Source organism: Flavobacterium anseongense, assembly GCF_021608185.1.
Taxonomy (GTDB): domain Bacteria; phylum Bacteroidota; class Bacteroidia; order Flavobacteriales; family Flavobacteriaceae; genus Flavobacterium; species Flavobacterium anseongense.
The window spans coordinates 1-880 of sequence record NZ_JAKIHN010000026.1; the positions used below are offsets into that span (position 1 = coordinate 1).

Below are 880 nucleotides of genomic sequence, written 5' to 3' on the forward strand. Positions count from 1 at the left end.
TCCAGCCGCAATGGTATAAGTAACAGTATAAGTTCCTGCAGTAGAAGTGGAAGGCGTAATGGCTCCTGTAGCCGGATTAATCGACAGTCCTGCAGTTGAGGAATACACTCCACCGGTATAAGCCCCTGTTCCGGTTAGTGTCACGGATTGAGCAGTAGCCACAGAAGAACAAAACGGTGTTGCATAACTAATACTTGCCGTCGGCAGGGCCGTAATGGTTACTGAAGTTGTAGCTGTAACGGCAGTACATCCACCACTAGCCGCAATGGTATAAGTAACGGTATAGGTTCCTGCAGTTGAAGAGGAATGCGTAATGGCTCCGGTAGCAGGATTGATAGTCAGTCCGGCAGTTGAGGAATAGACTCCACCAGTATAGGCTCCAGTTCCTGTTAGTGTCACGGATTGTGCCGTAGCCACAGAAGAACAAAACGGCGTTGCATAACTAATACTTGCTGTCGGCAGAGCCGTAATGGTTACTGAAGTTGTAGCAATTACAGCTGGGCATCCGCCACTAGCCGCAATGGTATAAGTAACAGTATAAGTTCCTGCAGTAGAAGTAGAAGGCGTAATTGCTCCCGTTGCAGGATTGATAGTCAGTCCGGCAGTTGAGGAATAAACTCCACCGTTATAAGCTCCTGTTCCTGTTAGTGTCACGGATTGTGCAGTAGCCACAGAAGAACAAAACGGCGTTGCATAGCTAATACTTGCTGTCGGCAGAGCCGTAATGGTTACTGAAGTTGTAGCAATTACGGCAGCACATCCACCACCAACCGCAATGGTATAAGTAACAGTATAAGTTCCTGCAGTAGAAGTAGAAGGCGTAATGGCTCCGGTAGCAGAATTAATGGTAAGACCGGCAGTTGAGGAATAGACTCCACCA

The 880-nt window shown here is 47.8% G+C and carries 1 pseudogene; it reads right to left on the reverse strand.

Annotated elements, in window-relative coordinates:
* Positions 1 to 880 (reverse strand): annotated as a pseudogene (locus L1S35_RS13195) (adhesin); the annotation flags it as partial.